17 protein-coding genes and 2 pseudogenes are annotated in these 18,963 nt (G+C 59.9%); 4 read left to right on the top strand and 15 right to left on the bottom strand.

The window, feature by feature from the left end; translation table 11 throughout:
* Positions 1-34 precede the first annotated feature (34 nt).
* The 4 genes from RR42_RS24060 to RR42_RS24045 all read right to left on the bottom strand — a co-directional run bounded on the left by RR42_RS24060 (position 35) and on the right by RR42_RS24045 (position 5,072).
* The gene (locus RR42_RS24060; RefSeq protein ID WP_144409935.1) at positions 35-1,033 is read right to left on the bottom strand and encodes a PDR/VanB family oxidoreductase; all 999 of its coding nucleotides are present in this window, start codon (positions 1,031-1,033) and stop codon (positions 35-37) included.
* A gap of 11 nt (positions 1,034-1,044) precedes the next feature.
* Entirely contained in the window at positions 1,045-2,115 is a 1,071-nt protein-coding gene (locus tag RR42_RS24055) for an aromatic ring-hydroxylating dioxygenase subunit alpha (protein ID WP_043353645.1), read from the bottom strand.
* A 199-nt stretch (positions 2,116-2,314) separates the two neighbouring features.
* Entirely contained in the window at positions 2,315-3,967 is a 1,653-nt protein-coding gene (locus RR42_RS24050; protein WP_043353642.1) for an FAD-dependent oxidoreductase, read from the bottom strand.
* A gap of 43 nt (positions 3,968-4,010) precedes the next feature.
* The gene (locus RR42_RS24045; RefSeq protein ID WP_043357764.1) at positions 4,011-5,072 is read right to left on the bottom strand and encodes a cupin domain-containing protein; all 1,062 of its coding nucleotides are present in this window, start codon (positions 5,070-5,072) and stop codon (positions 4,011-4,013) included.
* Positions 5,073-5,422: 350 nt separating this feature from the next.
* On the opposite strand from RR42_RS24045, the gene RR42_RS24040 reads away from it, so the two are divergent.
* Positions 5,423-6,244 (top strand): FadR/GntR family transcriptional regulator, encoded by an 822-nt coding sequence (locus tag RR42_RS24040; protein ID WP_052494908.1) that lies wholly within the window; start codon positions 5,423-5,425, stop codon positions 6,242-6,244.
* Between the two features lie 284 nt (positions 6,245-6,528).
* Here the strand turns inward: RR42_RS24040 and RR42_RS24035 are convergent.
* From RR42_RS24035 to RR42_RS24020, 4 genes and pseudogenes are all read right to left on the bottom strand, one after another.
* Positions 6,529-6,918: pseudogene (locus RR42_RS24035) on the bottom strand (transposase); the annotation flags it as partial.
* Positions 6,919-7,278: 360 nt separating this feature from the next.
* On the bottom strand, positions 7,279-8,175 hold the full coding sequence (gene mmsB, locus RR42_RS24030) for a 3-hydroxyisobutyrate dehydrogenase (protein ID WP_043353640.1): 897 nt from the start codon (positions 8,173-8,175) through the stop codon (positions 7,279-7,281).
* Positions 8,176-8,192: 17 nt separating this feature from the next.
* Positions 8,193-9,716 carry a CoA-acylating methylmalonate-semialdehyde dehydrogenase gene (locus RR42_RS24025; protein ID WP_043353639.1) on the bottom strand — a complete coding sequence of 508 codons (1,524 nt, stop codon included), beginning with the start codon at positions 9,714-9,716 and terminating at the stop codon, positions 8,193-8,195.
* A gap of 119 nt (positions 9,717-9,835) precedes the next feature.
* Complete coding sequence (locus tag RR42_RS24020) at positions 9,836-11,149, bottom strand: MFS transporter (protein ID WP_043353638.1); 1,314 nt, start codon at positions 11,147-11,149, stop codon at positions 9,836-9,838.
* 161 nt (positions 11,150-11,310) lie between these two features.
* Between RR42_RS24020 and RR42_RS24015 the strand changes: the two genes are divergently transcribed.
* Positions 11,311-12,267: a LysR family transcriptional regulator gene (locus RR42_RS24015; protein WP_043353637.1), complete on the top strand. Its 957-nt coding sequence runs from the start codon at positions 11,311-11,313 to the stop codon at positions 12,265-12,267.
* A gap of 103 nt (positions 12,268-12,370) precedes the next feature.
* Here the strand turns inward: RR42_RS24015 and RR42_RS41210 are convergent.
* The 7 genes and pseudogenes from RR42_RS41210 to RR42_RS38765 form a co-directional block, all read right to left on the bottom strand.
* Positions 12,371-12,502, bottom strand: a pseudogene (locus RR42_RS41210) (IS481 family transposase); the annotation flags it as partial.
* A gap of 178 nt (positions 12,503-12,680) precedes the next feature.
* Positions 12,681-13,082 (bottom strand): DUF2958 domain-containing protein, encoded by a 402-nt coding sequence (locus RR42_RS24005; RefSeq protein WP_043353633.1) that lies wholly within the window; start codon positions 13,080-13,082, stop codon positions 12,681-12,683.
* 98 nt (positions 13,083-13,180) lie between these two features.
* Positions 13,181-13,696: a hypothetical protein gene (locus RR42_RS24000; protein WP_043353631.1), complete on the bottom strand. Its 516-nt coding sequence runs from the start codon at positions 13,694-13,696 to the stop codon at positions 13,181-13,183.
* 140 nt (positions 13,697-13,836) lie between these two features.
* Entirely contained in the window at positions 13,837-14,004 is a 168-nt protein-coding gene (locus tag RR42_RS40490) for a hypothetical protein (RefSeq protein ID WP_158408304.1), read from the bottom strand.
* Between the two features lie 81 nt (positions 14,005-14,085).
* Complete coding sequence (locus tag RR42_RS23995) at positions 14,086-14,331, bottom strand: hypothetical protein (RefSeq protein ID WP_043353629.1); 246 nt, start codon at positions 14,329-14,331, stop codon at positions 14,086-14,088.
* 485 nt (positions 14,332-14,816) lie between these two features.
* Entirely contained in the window at positions 14,817-15,281 is a 465-nt protein-coding gene (locus RR42_RS23990; protein WP_043353627.1) for a hypothetical protein, read from the bottom strand.
* Positions 15,282-15,714: 433 nt separating this feature from the next.
* On the bottom strand, positions 15,715-16,425 hold the full coding sequence (locus RR42_RS38765; protein WP_082055069.1) for a DUF3577 domain-containing protein: 711 nt from the start codon (positions 16,423-16,425) through the stop codon (positions 15,715-15,717).
* Between the two features lie 569 nt (positions 16,426-16,994).
* On the opposite strand from RR42_RS38765, the gene RR42_RS23980 reads away from it, so the two are divergent.
* Positions 16,995-17,576: a hypothetical protein gene (locus tag RR42_RS23980; protein WP_043353623.1), complete on the top strand. Its 582-nt coding sequence runs from the start codon at positions 16,995-16,997 to the stop codon at positions 17,574-17,576.
* A 136-nt stretch (positions 17,577-17,712) separates the two neighbouring features.
* On the top strand, positions 17,713-18,633 hold the full coding sequence (locus RR42_RS23975; protein ID WP_144409934.1) for a hypothetical protein: 921 nt from the start codon (positions 17,713-17,715) through the stop codon (positions 18,631-18,633).
* The last annotated feature ends 330 nt before the right edge of the window (positions 18,634-18,963 follow it).

Here is an 18,963-nt window from a genome sequence, read left to right as displayed (position 1 = left end):
TGAGGTTGATGTTCAGCGCGTCGGTACGGGCCCGCTAGAGATCCAGCTCGATTCGATCCCCTTTCGCACGTGATACGCAGATCATCATCACCTTTCCCGACTTCCGCTCCGCTTCAGTCAGAACCTGATCGCGATGATCTGGTTCACCGCCGCACACAGTCGTCACACAGGATCCGCAGAGCCCTTCACGGCAACCAAATGGGGCCATGACGTCGGCATCCTCAAGCGCTTCGAGGATCGTCTTCTCCGCAGACACAGAGATGGTCTTGCCACTCTGACGCAGCACCACGTCAAATTGCTGATCGCCTGGCTTGGACTGGGCATCCTCCTCCGCGCGCGAGAACCACTCGAAGTGGACGGCATCGGCTGGAAAGGAACGAGCGGCGTTTTCTACAGCTCGCATCAAGCCTGCCGGACCACAGCAGTAGATGTGTTCCCCCGCTTTCACGCTAGCTATAAGCGATTTGATATCAGCCCTATCCCCTCCGCATTCTTCATCGCAATGCAACGTCAGTTCCGAGAACGACAGCTTGCTGATCTCCGACCAGAATGCCGCCCGGCTCCTGCTCCTTACGCAGTACAGAAGGCGCCATGGCTTCTTGTTGAGGTCGCACCACCGTATCATCGACATGATGGGAGTGATGCCAATGCCGCCAGCGACGAAGAGATAGCGCGATGCATCGGGAACGAGCGGGAAATTGTTGCGAGGCGCCCCGATAAGTAGTCTGCTTCCAGCCTGAATCTCGGTATGGATGTGTGACGAGCCGCCACGGCTGATTTCCGCGCGTGCCACCCCGATTCGATACGCGCCGCTGAACTTGCCGTAGTTGGACAGCGAGTACTGGCGCACAAGACCATTGGGCAGGTGCACGTCAATGTGCGCCCCAGGCTCAAAATGAGGCAACTCGTCGCCCGTCTCGGAGATGAGCTCCAGTTCAACGACATCGCACGCCGCGTGGCGAACACCTGCGACCGTGACTAGGAGCAGTTCATGGCGAGTGGAGCCAACAGAGTTCACGATGGAAGCAGTCACGATGCAGTTCCTCAAGCGCGTTCCAATTCAGTTGAAGCGGCTGAGCGCCCGCCAAGCCCCGCTGTTTCCTGCCGAATTAGATTGCGCAACATCCACCTGGCCTGCATCAGGGCCGCATCGCCGGGGATCGCAACCATCCCTTCTTCGGATGAGGCCGAGATGGTCCTCTGCTGCGCTTCAATCATCATCCGGTCCTCTTCGAAGGCCGCCTCAACCTGTTCCGTCAACAGACGCGTGATGCCCTCGAGGGCTGGGTTGAAATCGCTATGCGCAGCGGACCAGAAATAGTGAGTGGTGTGCTCCGTCTCAGGAGTGAGCGCGATCGTGGTATGCACACGCATTGCGTTCTTGCTCGCTGTATCGATTCCTTCACCAACGCTAGCGATGACGGAATCCTGCACAAAGTAGTTGCTCTTTACGTTCCACGTGTAGGTTTGGAACCGATCAACCATTTCCGGAAGCGTGGTCAGCTTCCGGGCAAAAGGCGGAGCAGGCGAGTCGAGCGTGAAGTACTTGATGCGCACTGCGTTCTCCAGACGCTCCACCACGGGCTTGACTTCGGCCTGACGTGAGGAGCCGATGGTGTTTCGATGCACGAACGCGAGATGTGAGAAGTCAAGGAGGTTGTCGGCGATCAGCTCGAAATTCGCCTCGTAGTGCATGTACCCGCCGCGTTCGGCTTTCCAGTCCTCACAGTCGTGCCAATGTGAGTCATGGATCAGCGGGCTGTCTGCCAGTGATGGGTCACCCATCCACACCCAGACGAAGTGATCTCGCTCCACAACCGGAAAGCTGCGCACCCGTAGCTTGTCGTTGATCCGCTCTTGACCTGGTGCTTCCACACAGCGGCCGTCCGCCTGGAACAGGAGACCGTGGTACATGCAGCGCAGGCAGTTTCCTTCCCGCCTGCCATGCGATAGCGGGGCGAGCCGGTGGCAGCATTTGTCTTCCAGGGCCCCAATCTTTCCGTCGGCCCCACGGAAGAAGACGACCTGCACACCGAGAATTTTTCGCGAGAACAGCTCCACCGCGTCAATCTCAGCGTCCCAGGCGGCGACATACCAGCAGTTCTTCAGAAACATAGCTATCTCCAGTTATCGATGTAATTTTCTTGATACGCGTGGCTGCTCACGGGGCACACGGCGCGAACTGTTGTCCAGTGCTGGGGCGGAACGGGGTGCGCACCATCGGCTAGCCGTCAGACGTTTTGCCTGCAAGCACCGCTTCTGACTGCACCCCCGATCGCCTCGCGGGCGCGCGCAGACGTCAGGGAAAACAGGTCTACGCCGCGTCCTGTACGGATGCACCGTCCGGCGACGCACCTCGTACGATGTCGATGACCTGCAGTGGGTCTTCTGGCTCACTGTCGCTACGCCAGGCGCATTGACCATCCGGGCGAACTAGCACAAGGGCTCGTTCGTAGAGAGCCGCTGCCTCAGCACTGCTCACGCTGACAACCTTGAACGGCACCTTGCGCTCATTTGCCGCAGCGGCGAGCCCCGTCCCTGCAGGTGCGTCGGTGCCAAATCGCAGGAGGACGAACTCCTTGCCGAACAGATCCAGCGTCGAGACGTTCTCCTCGAGCCAGACATGCGGGGCGCGCGAGCCGGGACGAGCCGTCTGCGAGTATGTCTGCACGGTGTCCTCCGGCCTCGGTGTCCCTTCGGGGACGATGATCGGCGAGCCTTCATAGACGTAGCCGAGATGGATCCCGATGCTGAACCATTCGCGCTTCATCAGTTCGGTGTACGCGTCGCCGAATGCCTTGCGCGCCTTTTCGCCGTCGGGTGTGGGATCGAACAACTCCTTCGGCGGCTCGGTGACGCGCGGATTCAGCATGCGCTTGAGGTTCCCCGTGGACTCCTCCACATTGCGGATAGCGACTGGGCGCTGCTCGATCTCGTACGACTCGAGCAGCTTTCTACCGCCCCATCCTTCGAGACAGGCGGCAAGCTTCCACGAAAGGTTGACCGCGTCCTGGATACCGGTATTCATGCCGAAGCCGCCAGTCGGTGAGGTGAGGTGGGCCGCGTCCCCTGCCAGGAATACTCGCCGGGAGCCATAACTCTCGGCGACAAGTTGCCGCCTCACCCACGGGAGCATCGACAGGATCTCGAAGTCGAAATCGCGACCCACCGCACGTACGATGGCCTTGCGCATGTCGGCCTCGGTCAGGGTCTGCATGGTAACGTCGCCGACCAGAGAGAAGCGCCACTGATCGCGACCGTTAATTGCCACGAGCGTAGCCCACGTCCCTTCGGAGCCGATAAAGATGTATCGGTATGCCGGCTTCTTGTTGTGCAATCTCTCAAGGCCCTCGCACCGGAATACCACGTTGGTGGTGTACGTCAGCACCGGCTCCCCGGCCATCTTGATATCCAACTGCTGTCGCACCGTGCTCGCTCCGCCGTCCGAGCCGACCATGTAGTTCGCCGCGATGGTGCGCATCTCCCCGGTCTTCACGTTACGCACCGTCGCAAGCAAGCCCTCTTCGCTCTCAGAGAAATTGACCAATTCCGTGTGATAGACGATTTGCACACCTGAGAACTGCTCGGCGAAGCGCCTGAGAACGGGGTCGAAAAAATTCTGGGGGCAGCGCTCACGGTGCTGCGGGCTCTGCGGCGGCGATTTCTCATCCTTTGGAGCCGGAAACTCCTCGCGCCCAAACTCGTGACCGTTCAACGATGTCACCCAGGCGCAGTCCTGCGTGTATTCGCGGTTGTAGCCTGCACCCTCGACCAAGTCGACAATGCCCCAACGGCGGCAGTACTCCATCGTACGGATGCCTACCATGTCCATTTTTGGCTGGTAGACACCGCCGTCCCCTTTGTCAATCAAAATGCAGGATTGGCCGCGGAAGCCGAGATCGCCCGCCAGTGCAAGTCCGATCGGTCCGGCGCCCACGATAAGAACAGGTGTTGTGAAATGTGCCATGGTGATATGGGTACAAGAAGAATGGAGGTTCTAGTGAGGAAGATTATTCCGAGGCAGCGAATTCTTCCCGGTACAAGCCTAGGGCTCGCAGCGCAGGAATATCGTTCACCTGGAAGAGCGTTGCCGGCTCTTGCGACGTAAGGGCATGCTCGTACCAGGACCAGGGCGGGATCGCGATGAAGTCTCCCGGCCCCCATTGGAAGCGCTGACCGTTCACCACCGTGATTCCGCTACCGCCGATTACATAGTTGAGGACGGAACCGGTGTGTCGTTGCGGCAGGCATCGACTGTTGGGACGCAGCCGCTGCAGGCGCGTGCTAATTGTCGGAAGCGCCGATTGGCCAGTCGCCGGATTCTGGTATTCAAGCTGTGTATCGCAATATGGGTCTGCCGGCAGTTCGGCGGCGGAACTCAGTGCCGCCAGCGCACGGTCCGCCGGGTAGGCCAGCAACGGATTTACTGGGTTATGCACTTTCGGGCGAACGGGGCGCATGATGCCACTTCCAAACTGCTGATACGAACGATGCGGATACTCGGAAACGGCCTGGAGATCGGAGGAGTAGCCTTCAAAGAACGTTGCGTGCATGGCTCGTACCAGCGAGATGTCGAGCACATCAAGCCAGATCATCGGTTCATCGCCGCGATGGACGTGGTCGTGCCAAGTCATGGCCGGCGTAATGACAAGGTCCCCCTCGTTCATCGCATACTCCTCGCCATCGACTGTGGTGAAAGCCCCGTTTCCCTTCATGATGAAACGCAGGGCGGAAGCCACATGCCGATGTGTCGTCGCTACCTCGCCTGGCAAGATGACCTGAATCGAGCCCCAGAAAGTCGGCGTTGTGCCATAGGGAAGCCCGGGGTTGGTTAGCCGCAACGTTCGCCGGTTGCCTTTGGCCTCCAGTTTGAGATCCCCGCCAATACGCTCCAGAAGCGGCGCGAGGTCTGACCACCGCCAATGCAGGGGCATCATGGGCGACTGTGGGTCACGAGTGAACAGGGGCGGGTCGCTGGGCTGATGTACCCGGCAATTGAAACGCCCCAACTCTTCGTCGAGACTGCGACGCGCGTCTGCGTCGCTCATCTGGCTAGCATTCAGTTCTGCCATTACGGTCCCCAACAAGTTGGAGGGGCAAAGAAACCACGGTTTTTCGCCCATCTGTCAAAAGGTCTGACCTTTATGATATTTGGCGACCTTACCTTCGTCAAGCGTCAGCTTTTGCAGATCTGCCGCTATTCGCGTAGAACTCGGGTAAACACCGTGGCGCGATTGCCGTCGTCTCCAAGGCAAGGTGAGCGGTTCGCCCCTCTGGCAAGGATCTTGCGAACAAAAGGTACAACCTTTATGTCGATTGTGACGGTATGGGTTAGAATCGGAAGCCTTTCTCAGGGAGCCGTCCTCAAAGCCGCCCCACCGTTCGGGGGGCCGCTGTTCCATCCAGATAGAAGGCAGTCAACATGACCGTTACAAAGAACCACCTACGCACCTCCTCCGACATCAAAGATGGCGCAGTTGCGATCACTTCTCGGAAATCTGCCGATCAGGTAACACAACCCGTTTTCAAATCGGTAAGGCCGCGGCGCGCGTTCGAGGACATCTGCCTGCAGATCCGTCAGGAGCTCAGTGAAGGCCGACTGAAGCCTGGCAGCCGCCTGCCGGCCGAGCGCGAACTCGCGGACCAGTTTGGCGTGTCACGAACGGCAGTTCGGGAAGCCATGCGCAGCTTGGAAGTGGCCGGCCTCATAGCCAGCGAGCGCGGTGTGAACGGCGGCACCTTTATTCAACGTGGTGATCCAGAGCTCATCACGCAAGCGGTGCAAGATATGGTGTTGGTGGGTCGCATCAGCATCGATAGCATCACCGAAACGCGCATCATGCTAATGAATGATGCGCTGCGCTTGGCCTGCGAGCGGGCAACGAACGTCGATTTGGACACTATTGAGCGCGACATTGATTTGGTGGAAGAGCTCACCTTGAGCGGCAATCTAACGCGACGTTCGACGTACATTATCAATTTCTATGACCTTGTTGCACGTGCCACGAACAACGAAGTAATGGTCATGCTAATAAACTCGCTTTCCGAGATCGTACGGCAATTGCTCGACCGGATCGGACCGGATCCGCGCAGCGATGTGGTCGAAGTTCGGCGGCAGATTCTCAGACACTTGCGCGCACGTGACGCGAACGCGGCCATCCAAGAGATGACGCGTCATTTGGAACGTCTAAGCCAGCAGTTGCGCGCCAAAGAGAAGGCCATGGCCAAGAAGCAACGGTCATAGTTGCTGTCGTCAAAGATCGACCGTCTCCAACATGGACCGGCACCGAAGAATCGAGACACCAGGTCCGCCTGTGACTGGAAACCTGCGGCGCCGTATGCGCGCGCAGTGCGGTTCAATCGACGACGGTGAATGGAACGCTTAGATGCGACGCAGCTGCCGTGCGGAGGGATCGGGCGCCGTCGCGTTGGTGCTGCTGACGGTGGACAATCGACGGATCTTTCCGCAATGATGCCGATCAGCACTTCGGTCGTCTAGTTCAGCGGGCGCCGCGGATTGTTCACGGTAATGACGAGCACCAGGTTGAAGAGTTCGATCACCGCATCGTGCTGGATCAGGCGAGCACGGATTACCATGGGCACCCAGATCGCATCGTCCATCGACAACCCAATAGATCAGCGAAACAGCAGGTTGTACTGCGTCTGCTCCACCAGTTGACGCTCGGACCAGATGCCGTAGAGCGCCTGCAGTAGCATCCCGCAACAGCTTCTCCGGTGCAGTGCTCGGGCGACCGCCTTTATGTCGGCCTCATACATCCCGGCGCGCCGCCGATCCATCTTCGCCAGCGCCCGAATGGCCATCGTCTGAATCGAGCGCAGTGGATGAGACTTCGGTTCGAAATCGTCCAGCCGCCGCATAGTGAACAAGCGCTCTGTGAAGGTGTCGGCGTCGCGCATGCGATGTTGGGAAAGTGGATAGTGTCGAGTTCTCAGATCAACGTTTGAGCATGTCTGTGGGCCGACTATGGCTCGAGTAATTTCAACAGCCTGCTAGTGTTCTGTCCCAGAAACAACTTTACATATCCGAGCCACTTTCTGGATGATGGAATCGGCGGTCGCGGTCCATATGAATGGACGCTTGTGCACGTTGTAGTGCTCGACGTAGCGTTCGATGCTGCCAACGAGTTGACGCACGCTGCTGAAAGTTATGGTTTTCGGGTCGGGGCAGTGACAGCATGGGTCTTCGGAGGCGGCCCGCGTGTTGTGCAGCGGACCGCGGCTGGTCATCAGGGACGATGATCGGCCTTTGCTCGTCGTTCAGGCAGAAGGATCCGGTTTCTCGTACAGCTTGAGACAGGCCGAGAAGTCGAGCCGACCCATGCCCTGCTGGCTCATGGACTGGTAGAGCTGTTGAGCCAGGGCACCCATCCACAGCGGCTGGTGGGCCTGACGCGCCGCATCGGTGGCCAGGCCCAGGTCCTTCAGCATCAGGTCAGCGGCAAAACCGCCCACATAGCCCCGCGCGGCCGGGGCCGCGGGCTGCACGCCCGGATACGGGTTGTAGCTATCGGAGCTCCAGCAGCGGCCAGTCGAGGTGTTGATGATGCCGGCTAGCACGGCGGGATCGATACCCAGCGCCGCCCCAAGCGCCATGGCCTCGGAGACGCCCATCATGGAGATGCCTAGCAGGAGGTTGTTGCAAATCTTGGCGACCTGCCCGGTACCGGGCGCGCCGCAAGGCACGACGTTCCTGCCCATGGCGAGCAACACAGGGCGGATGCGCTCGAACAGCGGCTGGTCCGCGCCCACCATGAAGGTGAGCGTGCCGGCCTGGGCGCCGCCGGTGCCGCCGGATACCGGCGCATCGGCAAACGGGCTGTCCTGGCTTGCGGCGGCTTCGGCAACTGTGCGCACGGTCGCCGGGTCGATTGTGCTGCAGTCGACCATCGGTACGCCGGGTCGGGCGCCGGCCAGCACACCGTCCTCGCCAAGGTAGACCTGCCTGACATGCGCCGCGGCCGGTAGCATCGTAATGACGAGGTCTGCCCGGGCTGCCGCCTCACGCGGCGACCCAGCCGAGGTCGCCCCCGCCAGCAAGGCAGCGGCCACGGCGTTGGCATCGAGGTCGAACACCGTCAGCGCATGTCCTGCCTTGAGCAGGTTGGCAGCCATGGGGGCGCCCATGTTGCCGAGACCGATGAATGCAATTTCCATGATGAGGTGCTCTCCTATCAGCGCAGCGCGATGGTGGTGTTCACGCCTTCGGCCGGCGTGTCATCGAACCAGCGTGCAGTGACGGTCTTGGTCTGCGTGTAGAACTGAACAACTTGCTTGCCGTACGGGCCCAGGTCGCCAAGCTTGGAGCCGCGAGAGCCAGTGAAGCTGAAGTAGGGCACGGGCACCGGAATGGGAATGTTGATGCCGACCTGGCCGACGTCGATCTCGCTCTGGAACTTTCGCGCCGCGGCCCCGCTCTGCGTAAACAGGCCCACGCCATTGCCCATCGGGTTGCGGTTGACCAGGGCAATGGCCTCGTCCAGCGTGTCGACCTCCAGCACTACTACCACCGGCCCGAATATCTCCTGCGTGTAGATCGACATGTCGGGGCTCACACCCGAAAAGATGGTGGGGCCAACGAAATTGCCGCTCTCGTAGCCGGGCACCTTCACATCGCGGCCATCGAGCAACAGCGCGGCGCCAGCCTGTACGCCCTCCTCGATCAGCCCGGTGACGCGCGCATGGGCTGCCTTCGACATCACCGGGCCAACATCGGTGCCTGGTTCATGCCCGGCGTTGACCTTGAGCAGCTTCGCCTTTTCGACCAGTTCGGGGAGCCAATCGCGCGACTGGCCCACCAGCACCACCACGGATGTGGCCATGCAGCGCTGGCCCGCGGCGCCGAAGCCCGCACCCACCAGTGCGTTCAGGGTCTGCTGACGATTCGCGTCGGGCAGCACAACGGCGTGGTTCTTGGCGCCCATCATCGACTGCACGCGCTTGCCGTGCTTGCTGCCCAGGTTGTAGACATGCGTGCCAACATGGGTCGACCCGACAAAAGAGATCGCCTTCACGTCGGGATGGGTGCACAGCATGTCCACGACGGTCTTGCCACCGTGCACCACGTTCAGCACTCCGGGCGGCACGCCGGCTTCCATGGCCAGCTCCACCAGTTCCATTGTCGAGAGCGGATCCTGTTCCGACGGCTTGAGCACGAAGGTGTTGCCGCACACGATCGCCATCGGGAACATCCACAACGGGATCATTCCGGGAAAGTTGAACGGCGTGATGCCAGCGCACACCCCGATCGGCTGGCGCAGCGTGTAGGTATCGACGCCGCCTGCCACGTTCTCGGCGAACTCGCCCATTTGCAGTGTGCCGACAGAGCAGGCATGCTCCACGACCTCCAGGCCACGAAATATGTCGCCCTGTGCATCGGGCAAGGTCTTGCCCTGCTCGGCTGTGAGCGTGCGGGCAATGCGCTCCATATTGCGGCGCACCAGGTCCTGGAACTTCAGCATGACGCGCAGGCGCGCGCCAAGCGGGGTGTTGCGCCAGGTCAGGAAGGCGCGCTGGGCCGAGGCAATGGCGGCATCGACTTCTTCCACCGTGGCAAAGGGGACGCGGCCGATGACTTGTTGCGTGGCCGGGTTGACGACGTTGCCCCACTGATTGCTATCGGATTCGACGAACTTGCCGTCGATCAGGAGTTTTGCGGTGGGCAGTTGGAGGGTGGCGTGAGGTACAGCGGAATTCATGAGTAGTCTCCGTGACTGGGAATTTGGGAATTTGGGAATTTGGGAATAAGGGATTGCCAGCCGGCGCATCACTGCGCCGACATCAGGCAATTGGACAACGGGATTGAAAAGGCTGGATGTCAGGCGCGAGGGCTGCGCATCAGGAGCGTGCAGAGGATGGCAAAGGTGCCGAGTCCGACCAGGTAATAGATCACATAGTGTGGATCGCCGCCGCCGGCCGCCAGCAGGGAGGTCGCGATCATCGGCGCGAAGCCGCCGCCGAGAATGCCGGCCAGCTGCACCGACAGCGAGATACCGCTGTAGCGGATCTCCGCCGGGAACTGTGTCGCGAACAACAGCGATTGCGGGGCATATAGGATCGGGAACACCACGCCCAGGCCCAGCACCATAGCCCACCACACCGCTGTCGGCTCGCGCGTGCCGAGCATGGCGAAGAAAGGGGCGGCGAACAAGCACATCAGCACCAGGCCGATGGCGAACATGCGCCGCTGGCCAATCCGGTCGCTCAGGTGTCCACACAGCGGCATCGTCACCAGAGACAGAACCGCGCCTGCCGTGATGGCATGCAGCACGTCGGCTTTGGGGAGATGCAGATGGTTCGCCGCATAGGCCAGCGAGAAGGTCACTACCATGTAGAACCAGGTATTCTCAGCAGCGCGCGCACCGATGATGGTTAGCATCGCGCGCGGATGATTGCGGATAGCTGCCAGCACGGGGGCCTTCACCGCCTTGCCCTGGGTCTTCATCTTCTGGAAGTCTGGCGACTCCGGCACCTTCAGGCGGATGAACCCGCCCAGCCCGACAAGTGCGATGCTGGCCAGGAAGGGAATGCGCCAGCCCCAGGAGAGCATGTCGGCCTCGGCCATGGCCGCCACGGAAGTCATCGCCAGCGAGGACAGGATCAGGCCAAGCCCCACGCCAGTCTGCGGCAGGCTGCCAAAAAGACCTTTACGTCCCTTGGGCGCATGCTCCACCGCCATTAGCACCGCGCCGCCCCATTCACCGCCCACCGCCATGCCTTGCAGGAACCGCATGGCCACCAGCAGCGCAGTGGACCAGTAGCCGATGCTGTCATACGAAGGGATCATCCCGATGATCATGCTGGGGACGCCCATCAGCAACAGGGTAGCCATCAGCATGGACTTGCGGCCGATTCGATCGCCGAAGTGACCGAACACGATACCGCCCAATGGCCGTCCAATGAAACCTACCGCAAAGGTGCCGAAGGCGGCCAGCGTGCCGACGGTGGGGTCCAGCGAAGGAAAAAAAATGCGGTTAAAGACCAGCGCAGCAGCCGTGCCGTAGAGGAAGAAGTCATACCACTCGATGGTGGTACCCGCCATGCTGGCCCAGCCGGCAAGCAGATAGTGCCTGGTGGTGCGTGTCGGGGTGGTGACAGCTGCGCCGTCGTCGAGGGTGGATGGTGTTTGCATCGTGTCTCCGTTGTTCTCCTGCAGCCTGTCGGCGTGCAAGTCTCGGCGAGTATAGTTATGCAAACAATCATGATGTAGTCACAAATAAACTGGTTCGATATGTAAAAATGCACATCCGAACCAGTTGTCGATGCTGGTGCTGCAATACCACAATCCTTCCCATGCCAATTCATCCTGACCTGGTCCCGGGCAAGCTCAACTGGGACGACCTGCGTTTTTTCCTGGAGGTAGCGCGCACCCAGCGCGCCAGCGGCGCCGCCAAGCGGCTAGGCGTTGACTACACTACCGTGGCGCGCCGCATCCGCGTGCTGGAAGACGCGATGGGCACGCTGCTGTTCGACAAGTCCCGTTCCGGCGGTTTCACGCTTACCGCGGAAGGGCAGCAGCTGGTGGCCTATGCCGACGCCATGGAGAGCACCGTGCAATCCGCCTGCGACCAGGTGGCCAACACCGGGCAGGCTCTTTCGGGTCATGTCCGGATCGCCTCGACGGAAGGCTTCGGCTGCTTTTTCCTGGCGCCACAGCTGACCCGCTTCCGCGCCGCGCATCCACATGTCACGGTGGACCTGCTGCCGGTGCCGCATTTCGTCAGCCTGACCAAACGCGAGGCCGACCTGGCCATTGCCCTCGAGCGGCCCGAGCGCGGCCCCTATGTCTGCACCAAGCTGTGCGACTACCGGCTCGGGCTCTATGCCTCCCGCGAATACTTGGCAAGCCACTCGCCCATTGCCAGCAAGGCCGACCTGCCCGATCACGCCTTCATCAGCTACGTGGACGACCTGGCGTTCAGCAGCGAACTGCTCTACCTGGAGCGCACCGTGCCAGGCGCCACGGCCGGGCTTCGTACCACCAGTGTGATCGCGCAGTATTTCGCCGCGCTACAGGGCGGCGGGCTGGCCATCCTGCCCTGCTTCATCGCCGCGCAGCAGCCGGCGCTGGTACCGGTGCTGCCCGATGAGGTAGTGGTAACCCGCTGCTTTTGGCTGTATTGCCGCGAGGACTTGCGCAAGCTGCGCCGCATCACGGTATTGTGGGAGTACCTACGCGCGGCCGCCGAGGACAACCGCGCTCTTCTGGCGGGGGAATCGGGAGAGCTCCGGCTTGTGGGAGACACCTGATTCCCTTGCACGCCCCCAAACACAAGGAATAGATATTCATTTGTATTAGTCAGCTGGGACTCGATCTCACAGATAGTCGGGCTGTTGAATTGAGAAGCGCAACTCAATGCGGGATCAGTTCCTCCTTTGCGAGTTCCAGCGAGTCGAGGAAGGTGCGCATGGGCGTTTTGCCGTAGCACCATCGCCCCCGATATTCTCGCCGGTTGTTGTACTGGTCAAGCCAGGCATCGAGATCGATGCTGCAGTGTTCCGCGAACCCGACCGATTCACGAGACCTGCCTTGCATCCCTCTGGGTAGGGCTGCGAACACGCGGTCTAGGTTCGGATCGCCGAGAATCCCGTTCCCAGGAAACTCGGCAGATCCGACCAAGTGCAAAGAGGTTACCCTCTCCAAGTTGCGTGATATGCGACGTTCAGACTGCGTTGCTAGCTCTCAACGCATACTTCGCCACCATCGCCTTCACCTCACTGAACAGCTTTGGCTCGAAGGAACGATCCAACTCGATTCGTGGCGTGCCGATGCCCGGCTTCGTTGTTTGCACGCGCCAGACATTGCGCCGCGGATCCGTGGCGAAGGTCATCCACATCTCGAACAGCTCATCGATCGAGACCGTTCCCCACTCGTCATAGGCCAAGCCAGTCACGTAGCAAAAGCCGATCCTGTCCTCGGGGTCATACTCCGTCAGCCACCAGGTCGCGGACCCGGCAACGTCAAGGAGCTTGGCCACCACGACCGGATCGTTCGCCTCGGCCTGCGAGCCGAGCGGATAGCCCGCCATCTTTTGAAGCAACTGCGTATGCAGCTTGTTTTCCATCGGTGACATCTCCAACACCATGCATATCGAAGGCGAGGGAAATCGTCACCCTGGGCAGGGAAACGATTTCCCCGCTGGGATCAACAGAAAGACGACGTTCAGCAGTCGTCGAGCGTACTCACCAACTTCGCCAGCTTGCGAATGTCATCGGCGGCCAGTTCCACAGTGAACGTGTCGGAGACCGGGTCATCGAGGTCCTGGTGGCGCTCACACTCCTCCAGCACCTGCCTGGCGAACGTCAAGAGCGTCAACGAGGCGTCATAGCACCGCATCATCGACACCGATGGATCCGCCTCCGGCAGTTCCTCCACCTCGTGCACGGACATGCCCTGGATGAGACGTTCCGCCTTGGCAGGCTCGAACCCGTGCTGCAGGATCGGCATGCTTTCGGTGTCTTTCCAGAGCGTGCCGGCGTCTAGCGCACGACGCACGATGGATGTCGCCCCGTCTTCATGTGGCGCGGAGATACCAACCGTGAGACGCTGCACATATCCAAGTTCCAGCGTCACCAGGAATCTCGGATAGTTCCGGCTCATCCCTTGCCAGAACGGAACGTGACCGTTTTGGGCAGGTTGGCGATGGAAGCCGGCGGATAGATTGCGCAAGAATTGCATTTCAAGACTCCTTGAGAATGCGGGTTCCGGCATGACCCCGATCGGGGATGCGGTCCCCGCGGGATGGTTGAAACGATCACACTCCAGATCCCGAAGGATCCACAGCCATTACAGGAGCCAAGCTGTGTTTGATACCAACGTCAACAACGGATCCACAGGCGCACCAGGTAGTCCCCGGAGACACTCGTGTTTCCCTTGCGTTTTGCGGCAAGCCGCAGATAGCGCTCCAGCACCTCCAGTTCATGCTCGGAAGCCTGCGAGAGCCAGTCGTTCCAGTGTTGCCAGAACGATTTGCGATTTCCCTCCATATCGATTCTCCTGACAGCGGGAATCGATCCCAGGGGACGGATTCCCCGGGCGGGTGGAAACATCACGGCGTCAGCAACACCTCACTGATCGCCCTCTTCCTCGAGTTCGCCGAAAAAATCCCAGACAAAGCGAGCCGGTCGAAACGCAATGCCGTCGACCTTGAACCCTTCCCCGTAGTGGCGAAAGTTCGCTTCGATGAATGTCGTGACTTCCGACATCGTCTTGAAATATGTCACGTCGCATTTGCTGTGCTTATGAAACTCCACACAGTATTCGGCGTTGACCCATATCTTCTTTCCCTCAGCCGGGACGGCTGCCACTGTCATGTCATTGATCTCCAGTTAGAGAGCCGCGTGGCCTCGCGTAGCGAGACGGCAGCCAGGTTGAGTACAACGATTGCACTTCAGATCCCCAAGGACCCACAGCCATTGCGGAAGCCAAGCTGTGTCGGGCGCCATCGAGATGGCATGCTGGTGACGCGAGCAGCGGATCGAATCGTCGATCAACGTAAAACCCTGTCGATGGCCACGCGAGCGGCATGGCCATCGACAGGACCTCACGCAGAGGTCGGGACCGAGCAATACGGATAGATTTGGATGGAGACGGTTCAGATCGCACCTCTGACGGCCTGTCGGCCGACGCGCCGCGAGAGAGGCCCGGCGCGCATTTAGAGGGAGTTCAGCCGCGACCTTCGTGGTAGTCGCCACCCTGGGGAATCGAGCGGGCCGGGGCGGACTTGCCGGAGCAGCCTGGGTCACAGACCCTGCTCGGGAAAGCCCGCCATCGGCGGGTAAGAGGGCTGGCATGATCGTCAGCGCAACAACTGCACGACGATGTTGCCTGTCACCAGACCAAGCGCGGCAAAGGCCCAGAACGGACGCAGTGCGTTACGGATGTTCCAGCGTGCTTCGGCGGGTACCGCTTCAGCCGATATGGAAGGCTTCGGCTCAAGGCACTGGACCATCGCGCCTTTAGGCCACCAGCAGCGGCTCATGCCGTCGAAGGCATAACCGAGCTCAATGAGCCGGCCTTGTTGCGCATAGCGTTGGAGCCGTGGCAGACCTTCGTCCAGCACAACACATAGGCCCGCTTCGAGGCGTTCGTAAAAGATACTCTCGCCAAAGAGCTGACGGTCATCACACGGGGCGTGCCTGGTAGCGCGGTCCTCGCGGTGGCCCGGACTGACAACGCCATCGTCAAACTCGGCATCGAAATTGAAACCGGGCGGAACGTCCGCGTAGTGGTCGGCCGTACTGTGTTGAGAAAACGAATACATGGTGAGATCTCCCGTCAGTATTGAGCGGTAGACGCACCAGTTTCCCGAGCGGGAGGCGTCAGCCCGCAAGGGTGGAAAGGGAACAGCCATCAATAGATGGCCGCGGGTGAATCATTGGAACGTGGGCGTTCAGTCCAACGCCCTGCTGCTACATGGCCGGTTACTGTGAGCCTGCGCATCCGTAAGGATGCAGCTTGGGAGGCGTACAGACTCAGGGAGTTCCGGTAATCCTGCGCATAGCGAACAACTTACATCGCATCCCCAACTGGCAAGCCAGTCTGAAACCATTTCAGAGACCCAGTTTCATCCTAAGGGCGCAAGCAGAGCTTGCTGAGCGTTGAATTAGCCGGACAACGCACAAGCCGGGAACATCCTGTGAAAACTTGGGGGTTCCGAAAGGGCGAACCCCTTCAGAACCCACAAGGTCAGCGACTCAAGCATACGACCCGGTACGGCGGGGACGTTGGCTGTCGCCAGTACTTTGGCTCGTGTTTCGCGAAAACTGGCGGCCTTGAGAGCCGTTCGTATCGCGAGACTGCTGCGCGTTGCCTTGGCGAGTATCGCGTGCGTACTGCGGTGCGCGCGAATTGTCGTCTTGGCCATCGCGGTTGCGTTGGGCGTTGCTTTGACCTTGGTCCCGCGAGAACTGACGTCCACGCGAATCGCTGTCATTGCGACGTCCTTGGTTGCCGAAGCGTCCGTCGTTCTGCTGGGGACGATGTTGCTGCTGATTCTCGTCTTCCGGCAGATCGACAAACTCCTGGTCAACCTTGGCCATCGTGATCTTGAGCAAACGCCCACGAATCACAGTACGGATTTCGCCTTGCGATTCGCCTTCCCTGACTTCATAGGCCTGGGCAGACGGATCTCCGAGCTTGAAGCCGATCAAGACTTTCCGATCGGCGAGTACATTCTGCTCGAGCATCTTGACGATTTCCTTGGCGCGTTGGCCGACAACGTAGACGTCGCAGTACGTGTACTGGGCGTCATCGCGTTTGCCACGCAGTGCAGCGATATTGCAAGCGAGCACAGGACCATTGTCGGTCGGCACATCACGCACGCGTGAGAGATAACCGATACCAGACATGTGGAGATCGAAGTACTGCGATTGGGCTTGTTGGGAAGCGGATTGGGATTGCGACATGGTGGGCTCCTAGAATGAAAAAAGGGAGTCCACACATCCCGGCGGGAGTGTTAGAACCCCCAGCTGGGACAATCAATCAGATTTTCATCACATCCAAGATCCCGGAGGGATCCGTTGCCATTTCATGGACCGAGCAACGTTCAAGGGCGTCAGGTGAACTGACAGGGATTGATCCGATAACCGAGATCAAACGGGGCCGAGGCCAGCTAAAACAGGTTCTATTCAACGCGAAGATTTGAGAGATGTCAAGCATCCCTAGACGCGGTCGAATCCGCAAAACCAGACTTGTCCGATTGCGAGGGCGCCCATGTCCCTGCCAAACTAGATGCTTCAACAGCGCATCACTCGCACGTTATGACGCGTTACGGACAATTTTGCAGCAGCAACAATGGATTCCCTTGAGACAATCCACGATGATGGAGCCAGCAATGCCTTCGCTACGAAGATTTCTGCTTTCGACCTCACTGCTTCTGAGCGCTACTGACGTTTTCGCCTATCGGTCGTTCCTGCCCCCACCGCAGTGCGTTGTGGCGCCAGGAGGGACGTTTTTTTGCACCCAGCAGCAAGATATGGTCAAGCTGGCTCGGGAGCGCGTTGGTGACGGGTACCTGAGCTTTGTACAACTTGCGTACGAGAGCCCCGCGAGCAGCGTCGGGCCGATCGAGCATCAGGGTATCGCCACGGTTCGCTTCTCCTTGTATCGAGGATTCGATCCGGCCACGAAACTTCGCGACGCCGAGGCGGTGAAAAGAACAAGCATAGACTGGACCTTTGCATTCTGTGCTGCAATTGCAGGAAAGATGGTGCGCTACCCAGTCAATGGCATTAGCGAGGGCGTTGCTCCCGTGGAGCGCTGGGCCTGTCACTCCAGCCACGAGAACGTACCTCAATTCGGAGTGGAGGCATCCATCGTTGCGCAACCGGGTCTGCCGCGCTACGTTGAGATCATTCACTACGGCAACGGCCAAACGATCCAGAACGTCTGGGGAACCGGGCGGAAATTCAGAGTCGGGGAGCGGACTAACCTGGGGATGGTGATTGAGGTGAAGCCACCTCTCGTCAAGGTTCAGACTGATTCGGCTGGACAATCGGGTGAAAAATGGGTACGCGAAGCCGACTTGTCACCGCCTCCTCAACCGAGGGAAGAATGAGCTCGCGGATCCAACTGGGGCCTGGAATCAAGTAGCGACAGTCGGCGCTTTCCCATCTGCATTGGCCGCAGCACAACACTGCATAGCAGCCATAGGCGGATGCCGTCTTCACCTCAAACCATCAGGTGACATGAGCATGAAACTCACTCGATTTGGATTCGCGACGCTACTCGTCGCCTTCGCCTCGCTCTACCTGATCTCGCAGGGCTACCTGGTCCCCGTGACAATCGCGCTCGCGGTCATCCTGGCCTGGTTGCACTGGCTTGCGGCTGTCGAAGCGGAGAGGACCGGCGAGCCGCCTCACGGCCCACATGGCATGCTGACGGTCGCCGCAATCGCCGGCGTGGCCTTGATCTCCATGGTGACGGTTGGCCAGAGCGCCTTCTGGCTTGGCATCGGTACTCTCATCGCCTATGCCCTGCTTCTGAGTCCCCGCGCGGCCGCCCAAAGGCGGCGCGCGGCTGAAGCAGTGAAGCAAGGCTGGGAGTCCGTCCCGGACCTTCAGCGCTATCTGTCACAACATCCGCAGTGCCGTACGCGGCGCGGCATCCGGTGCTTCCATTGCTCTTCTGACAAGGCTCGCAACTGGGGACTGGAGTCCAGAGGCGACAGCCGGCGTTTGCACATCTGCGATGGCTGCAGCACAGCACTGTATCGCAGCGTTCGGCAAATGTCGCCGCCGCCGCAACCTCGCGGTAGCTACGTAAAGACAGGAGAGCATCAGACGATTAATCCTGCTTCGGGACTACCGATGATGCCTGGCAATAGCGGCTTCGACATCACGGGGAATCCCTTTGGATTTGACCTTTACAGAGACAGCGAACGGGACGATGAGCACAATCGCCGCTCAGATGACCTGTGGAAGGGACATCTGCAAATGCAACAAAGTTGGGAGGAATCCAATCGCCATGCCCAAGAACTCTGGGAGGACCAGCTTCAATCACACCACCATTGGGATGAAGCCAATCGCAACACGCAAGAGGTCTGGGACGAGCACGCTCGCCACATGCGCGACGAGGAACTAATGCGAGATGCTCGCCAAGAGCAGTGGCCATAGATAAGTGGTCGCCATGGGACTATGGCCAGGCATATCAAATCCCCTGTCCGGGATCTGCCAGGTCCGAAATATCAACTTCCATTCTTGTTGCCTTTCCAGAAATCTCTAAGCTTTCTCGCACCCTGTAGCGCCAGCGGCTCAGCCTTCTCCAGTTGCTCTTTAGCAGAATCCCTGACCTCCGCCGCCTCCGATGTCACCCGATCCTTCCCGGCATCTACCGCGGCCTGGGATGCGTTGATCCGCTCTGCGGCCTCGCCTGTGACCCTTGCCGCCTCGGCATTCGCCGGCATCGCTGGCGCCGATGACATTGACGCCGAATCCACCTTGCCG

The organism is Cupriavidus basilensis, from assembly GCF_000832305.1.
GTDB classification, from domain to species: domain Bacteria; phylum Pseudomonadota; class Gammaproteobacteria; order Burkholderiales; family Burkholderiaceae; genus Cupriavidus; species Cupriavidus basilensis_F.
The sequence above is the reverse complement of the archived record's forward strand: the minus strand, read 5'-3'. Positions and strand labels throughout refer to the sequence as shown.

Coding starts and splice junctions, on each gene's coding strand:
- RR42_RS24025 (WP_043353639.1), bottom strand. CDS start 9,716: ATGAATTCCGCTGTACCTCACGCCACCCTCCAACTGCCCACCGCAAAA.
- RR42_RS38765 (WP_082055069.1), bottom strand. CDS start 16,425: ATGTCGCAATCCCAATCCGCTTCCCAACAAGCCCAATCGCAGTACTTC.
- RR42_RS24040 (WP_052494908.1), top strand. CDS start 5,423: ATGACCGTTACAAAGAACCACCTACGCACCTCCTCCGACATCAAAGAT.
- RR42_RS23990 (WP_043353627.1), bottom strand. CDS start 15,281: ATGTATTCGTTTTCTCAACACAGTACGGCCGACCACTACGCGGACGTT.
- RR42_RS24015 (WP_043353637.1), top strand. CDS start 11,311: ATGCCAATTCATCCTGACCTGGTCCCGGGCAAGCTCAACTGGGACGAC.
- mmsB (WP_043353640.1), bottom strand. CDS start 8,175: ATGGAAATTGCATTCATCGGTCTCGGCAACATGGGCGCCCCCATGGCT.
- RR42_RS24020 (WP_043353638.1), bottom strand. CDS start 11,149: ATGCAAACACCATCCACCCTCGACGACGGCGCAGCTGTCACCACCCCG.
- RR42_RS24045 (WP_043357764.1), bottom strand. CDS start 5,072: ATGGCAGAACTGAATGCTAGCCAGATGAGCGACGCAGACGCGCGTCGC.
- RR42_RS23980 (WP_043353623.1), top strand. CDS start 16,995: ATGGTCAAGCTGGCTCGGGAGCGCGTTGGTGACGGGTACCTGAGCTTT.
- RR42_RS24055 (WP_043353645.1), bottom strand. CDS start 2,115: ATGTTTCTGAAGAACTGCTGGTATGTCGCCGCCTGGGACGCTGAGATT.
- RR42_RS40490 (WP_158408304.1), bottom strand. CDS start 14,004: ATGGAGGGAAATCGCAAATCGTTCTGGCAACACTGGAACGACTGGCTC.
- RR42_RS24050 (WP_043353642.1), bottom strand. CDS start 3,967: ATGGCACATTTCACAACACCTGTTCTTATCGTGGGCGCCGGACCGATC.
- RR42_RS24000 (WP_043353631.1), bottom strand. CDS start 13,696: ATGCAATTCTTGCGCAATCTATCCGCCGGCTTCCATCGCCAACCTGCC.
- RR42_RS23975 (WP_144409934.1), top strand. CDS start 17,713: ATGAAACTCACTCGATTTGGATTCGCGACGCTACTCGTCGCCTTCGCC.
- RR42_RS23995 (WP_043353629.1), bottom strand. CDS start 14,331: ATGACAGTGGCAGCCGTCCCGGCTGAGGGAAAGAAGATATGGGTCAAC.
- RR42_RS24005 (WP_043353633.1), bottom strand. CDS start 13,082: ATGGAAAACAAGCTGCATACGCAGTTGCTTCAAAAGATGGCGGGCTAT.